This is a genomic window from Saccharopolyspora sp. NPDC045941 (genome assembly GCF_056431445.1).
The window spans coordinates 1-4,727 of the sequence record NZ_JBWKKU010000146.1 but is presented as its reverse complement, the minus strand read 5'-3'; the positions used below and the strand labels follow the sequence as shown (position 1 = coordinate 4,727).

Genomic DNA, 4,727 nt, shown 5'->3' with positions numbered 1-4,727 from the left:
GGATAACGCATGCCCTGAACACGACAGCAAGATCAACAACAGCCAATCAACCAACCAAGATCACCATCAGCAACCATCGGTGGATTGAGGCTAAGACCGAGTTCCCCGAGTCCTGGGACGACGCCAAGATCCTCGAATCCGTCGAGGATGTAGCCAAGAACCCGGACAGCCCGCCAGTGCTGTCCGATAGGAGCGGGAACTACAGAGTCAGCGGAACCAGGGACGGTGTGCAGATCGAGGGCTACGTGACCCCGGAGGGACAGGTCAAAACCGGTTTCCCCGTACGTGGCGAGGGCGTCGTTCAAAACGATGAATTCGGCAACCCGCACCCGGTACCCTGAAACAAGTGAGCGGAGACCACACGACGATGGACACAGCCCAGCAGGCGACCCTCGGGCTACTGGAACAGCTCTCCGATCGCCTCCCCCAGCGTCGGTTGGCCCCGTACCGCGCACTCGGTGAAGCCGGCGAGACGGCTCAGTTGCTCAACGAAGTGTGCAAAATGCTGGTCGCTCGCCACACCGAAGTGACACCCGCAGAGAAGGAAGCGTTGACACGGCTGCTGGATACCGTCCCCGCCGGCGACTATGACTACCTCCGTAACCGTGACAAGACCTTGGCGGCGATCGAGGTCGCCGATCAGCCGCGGGTCGTCACCCATGAGGACCTGCGTAAGCTCAGTGCGGATTCGCATGCCCTTCTGGAGCGCCTGGCCGATCGCCTCCCACCAGACCGGCTGGAGGAGTACCGCACCCTGAGTCATGTCGGTGAGTGGTCGATGCTTGTCGACTTGTTGTCGCCGAGCCTGGTTACCCGGCAGATCCCGGTCAGCCCTTCTGAACGGGACGCACTCGCCGCCCTGCTGAACTGGTTCCGCCCGGCCGCGGTTGCCGATCTCGCATACATCCGCGACCGCGAGAACACTCTCGCGTCGCTGAACGTCACCGACCAGCCCTGAGCGGTTTAGGCAGCGACCTGCCGCAAGCCCGTTCTGGAAGCACTTCGAAAAAGATCCCTGCCGGAGATTCCGGCAGGGATCTTCGCATCAACAGCCGCGACGGTCCTCTCGCGTCATGCAGGATGCGAGGGGCTATCCGCACACGGCCATGTCCGGTGTGGTGTCCCGATCAAACTCTCTCTGGGCGACGCCGTCCAGGAAGGCCAGGACCTCGGCCTCGCTGAACTCCAGCTCCGTGGCCGTCACACCGGGCTGAGGCACGGCGCTACGGAAGGCGTACATCCCGTCGGAGCGGCGCGTCATCTCCAAGCAGAGGCCAGCGGCCTGTCCGGAGCGCACACCAGCCAGGAAGGCGTCGAACTGTGGCTCGGTGAACACGAGGCGGAGGCGTCATGCGCTCCGAAGGGCGTTTTGTCGTCACGGAGTTCGACCCAGCCGTCCCGGCGGGCGACACGGACGCACTCCGTGTTCGGGTGCCAGCCGTGGTCCATACCCGCACGATTTCCTCCTGCGCAGTCAGCGAAGATACCAGGCGCCGCGAAGACCTCAGCCCAACGCCCGTCGATCGTTCTGTTGGGTGTGTGCCCACGGATGCTCCCGACGCCTGGATCAATCGCGCCCAAGCACCGGATACTTGCACGAGGCGCGTCGGCCGCACCGATCGCCGACGTTTGCCGTACCGGCCACGGGGGAACGAAAAAGGTGGACGGATGCTCCAGCATCCGACCGTTCCATTGTGTCCGAAAGCGGATGTCATGACGCAGGGAAAACAGATACCACGGGAACATTCCTCCGAACCGGCGGAGGGACCGCAGCAATCAGACATCAGGAAACCGACTCCTGGTGAACAGGAGACGAAGGCTTCCACCGTGGAGGCCGAACTGCGGCTCCACGCCGATACCGCAACAGAAGGCGAATGAACAGGGTCGAGCAGTACCAGGCTTCCGCAGCGGGTGGTGGCCATCCAGTCGTTGATGGTGGCTTCGGGGTCGGTCAGGCCGATGTGGTTGCTCACCGCCGCGGCCACAACCATCGCCCCATGCCGGTCGTGCTGGCCCAGGACCCAGTCACCGGGCACGCAGACGACCACGGGTACCCCGCCGACCCGACAGGCGGGGAGGGCGGCCTCACGGCCCGTTTCGCCACCGCGATCCAGGATTGGTGTGGCTGAACCGCCCCTTTTTGTGATGCAGCCCTGGCTCAGGGGCATGTCGACGTTGAATCTGGACCCGCTCTCGGTTCCTGGGCGCATGTAGTCGTGCGGCGCGTGTGGATATGGACGCCTCCGCGTGCTCGGCCGTGGGCGAGGTCGGCGGCGCGCAGACAGCAGCGCACCCACATGTTGAGTTGCATTTCCTTGGCCAGCCGCGCTCGTGCGTAGAGCAGATTCACCAGCCGGGTGCTGGGGCGCGCCCAGGCTTCGATCTCGAATCGAACCGCCTTTCCCTCCGGCCGGGCGCGGAACTCGATCTGCCCGGCTTCGAGGTGCCCCCGCAGCGTCACCATCCGAAACGAAGCGTCCTCGCAGGCCACAACCCGGACCGGCGCGTTCCACGGCCCCGGCATCTGGACCACGAGCTCGTCACCGACCCGCAGACCACCTTCCCTACCTCGGGTTCGTTGCACCGTCGCGACCTCGCGCGGGAAGGCTCGGTTGAGATCAGTCATGACCACCGTCATCAACGTGGGGGCGTCGAGGTCGCTGGCCTCGATCCGCACGCTGAAGGTGCGGTGGAACAGCTGGCCGGTCCCATCACCGACCAGCTGGCAGCGCTCGTCGATGAGGTCATCGGGCACCGCAGGGGGCAGGTCCGACTCATCTCCGCACTCCTCGCTCCGGTGCAGCGGCGTGATCTGCCACAGGTAGCGCCACGAGATCAAAGCCATGCCAAGCAGCAAACGCGCCACCGCGAGTGCGCGGCGGACGAAAGAACCCTTGGACGCCACAACGGCGCTCCTTTCGCGTGGATGGCCCGGGCCGGGCATGCTCGTGTCATGCCCCGAAACGCCAGCGATGACACGGGGAGGACCAGTGGTCGTTCGGACACTGCACCAGGTCGGGCTGCGCAGCACCCATCTGCAGGTGCTGTCGCTGGGGTCGGTTCTGCTGTGCTTGGGCCTGTGGATCAGGGCCAAGGCCGTCGACGAGGAACAGCGCGGCAACGCCGAGCGCCGAGCCCTGTTCACCGGTTTATGGCCACCGACGCTGTGGTTGATTGGTGCTTCACTGCACGAACTCGAACGAAGTCGCGATGCGCGCTCGACTGCTCAGCGGCGTTGACTACGTCTCAGCTCTGGGGAACTTGCGGCACCGCAAGGTGAATTTCACCGCTGAGCAAGTCCAACCGCCGGAATGGCACTTCGACACCTACCGCCAATACCTCGCGCGCGAACGACCAGGCCCGCCGGAGCCCGGCGGCGCTTGGGAGATTGCCTGCCGACTCGTCCGGGACTACGAGTTCTCGGTGCCTGCGATCGTCCGTGCCGTCTACGACGGCCGCGACCCCCTGCTGGGGCGGGACATGCTCCTCGAAGGGCGCTTCCACGGGTTGCGTTTCTACATGGGCGTGCGTGTGACCCATGTGGTTGACGAGACCCGTGGCGGCTCGCAGCAGGTGTGGGGCTGGGCTTACGCGACGCTCGAAGGCCACCTCGAGCGCGGCAGAATGAGCTACGAAATCGTCAAGGACCTGGAGTCCGGCAAGGTCGAGTTCGTGATCACCGGCTTCTCGCAACGCTCGCCCGACCTGGGCCCGATCACCCGGCTGGGCTGGTTGCTGTTCGGCCGCCGCACCCAGCTGCGCTTCTACCGCCAGTGCGGCGCACGCCTGCGCAGGCTGGTGCAAGACCGCCTCACAGGCGCCAACGCAGCGGCGACCGTCCTGCACGAGGGAGACCTGGTGCTTGCGCCCTCCGACATCCACCCCACCGCCGGCGATCTGCTCACCGTGCGGTGGCACCATCCGGGTATCTGAACATCACGAGTTGCCGGAGAGGTCCAGCATTGCGAAGATCCACCGCCGCAGGTGGAAGTGACCCGCCGACCGCGCCCGCGCTGGGGTCACATCCGAGGTGCTCTCCTGCTACGCGCCCTACGCTGCCTCAGCGAACGCGGATTCGCCCTGCTCACACAACGCTGGCTGGTGAGCACCAGCACCACCACTCCCACCAGGCCGGCGCCGAGCGTCAGTGCGGTGCGCACCGCCTCCATGCGCACCGCTGACGCGCGGTCTGGCGGCACCTGGCCCGCCAGTCCCCACAGCCACAGCAGCGCGAGCATGGTCACCGTCAGGATGACCAGCGCGGTGAGCAGTACCCACCACCACTGCAGCGGCCGTACCGACTGCGCAGAAACAGGACGTGTACGCCGTGGTGTTCCTTTGATCCCCCACTTCACCCGAGCATGATCGCAGTCCGGCCGCGACTCAGGCGGTGGATCAGGTGTGGTCCTCAACGAGGCGCTCGCGATCGGCCTTGACCGCGCTGCGCCTCCAGGAAGTCAGGCGCAGCAGGAATCGCATCGCCGCGGAGTAGTTACTCGGCGACAACATGGTGTGCCAGGTGGCTGGGGCCCCGGAGTGCACTCCGGGGCCGCAGTGCTGTGCAGGTAAGTATCCAGGAGCTGTGAGGCATTGACTGCGCGTCAGCCAGGTCCAAAGCTCCCGGGTTTACGCTGTCAACGGCGGCTGGATCATGACCCCTTTCCGGCATGTGAATGTTGACCCCCTTGTGCCTGGTGGGTTGGTGTTTATTCTTCGGTTGTGCCGGC

General features: G+C 65.3%; 8 protein-coding genes. 5 read left to right on the top strand and 3 right to left on the bottom strand.

Annotation, left to right across the window (positions count from 1 at the left end; genetic code table 11):
• Positions 1 to 341 (top strand): EndoU domain-containing protein (locus AC07FN_RS45720; RefSeq protein ID WP_478401351.1); only part of this gene is annotated, 341 nt, incomplete at its 5' end.
• A gap of 5 nt (positions 342 to 346) precedes the next feature.
• A complete protein-coding gene (locus tag AC07FN_RS45715; protein WP_478401350.1) occupies positions 347 to 958 on the top strand; it encodes a hypothetical protein in 612 nt (203 codons plus the stop codon).
• Positions 959 to 1,090: 132 nt separating this feature from the next.
• Here the strand turns inward: AC07FN_RS45715 and AC07FN_RS45710 are convergent, their stop codons facing one another.
• Positions 1,091 to 1,336 carry a hypothetical protein gene (locus AC07FN_RS45710; RefSeq protein WP_478401349.1) on the bottom strand — a complete coding sequence of 82 codons (246 nt, stop codon included), beginning with the start codon at positions 1,334 to 1,336 and terminating at the stop codon, positions 1,091 to 1,093.
• Positions 1,337 to 1,668: 332 nt separating this feature from the next.
• Here AC07FN_RS45710 and AC07FN_RS45705 point away from each other — a divergent pair, with 332 nt between their 5' ends.
• Positions 1,669 to 1,878, top strand: a complete 210-nt coding sequence (locus tag AC07FN_RS45705) for a hypothetical protein (protein WP_478401348.1) — start codon at positions 1,669 to 1,671, stop codon at positions 1,876 to 1,878.
• Positions 1,879 to 2,158: 280 nt separating this feature from the next.
• Here AC07FN_RS45705 and AC07FN_RS45700 read toward each other — a convergent pair whose 3' ends face one another.
• The gene (locus AC07FN_RS45700; protein ID WP_478401347.1) at positions 2,159 to 2,944 is read right to left on the bottom strand and encodes a DUF1990 family protein; all 786 of its coding nucleotides are present in this window, start codon (positions 2,942 to 2,944) and stop codon (positions 2,159 to 2,161) included.
• A gap of 46 nt (positions 2,945 to 2,990) precedes the next feature.
• Here AC07FN_RS45700 and AC07FN_RS45695 point away from each other — a divergent pair, with 46 nt between their 5' ends.
• Together AC07FN_RS45695 and AC07FN_RS45690 are read left to right on the top strand one after the other, a co-directional pair.
• The gene (locus tag AC07FN_RS45695; RefSeq protein ID WP_478401346.1) at positions 2,991 to 3,239 is read left to right on the top strand and encodes a hypothetical protein; all 249 of its coding nucleotides are present in this window, start codon (positions 2,991 to 2,993) and stop codon (positions 3,237 to 3,239) included.
• Entirely contained in the window at positions 3,211 to 3,933 is a 723-nt protein-coding gene (locus tag AC07FN_RS45690) for a DUF1990 family protein (protein ID WP_478401345.1), read from the top strand. The genes AC07FN_RS45695 and AC07FN_RS45690 overlap by 29 nt, the downstream gene beginning before the upstream one ends.
• Positions 3,934 to 4,019: 86 nt before the next feature.
• Here AC07FN_RS45690 and AC07FN_RS45685 read toward each other — a convergent pair whose 3' ends face one another.
• Positions 4,020 to 4,355: a hypothetical protein gene (locus AC07FN_RS45685; RefSeq protein WP_478401344.1), complete on the bottom strand. Its 336-nt coding sequence runs from the start codon at positions 4,353 to 4,355 to the stop codon at positions 4,020 to 4,022.
• Positions 4,356 to 4,727 lie beyond the last annotated feature (372 nt).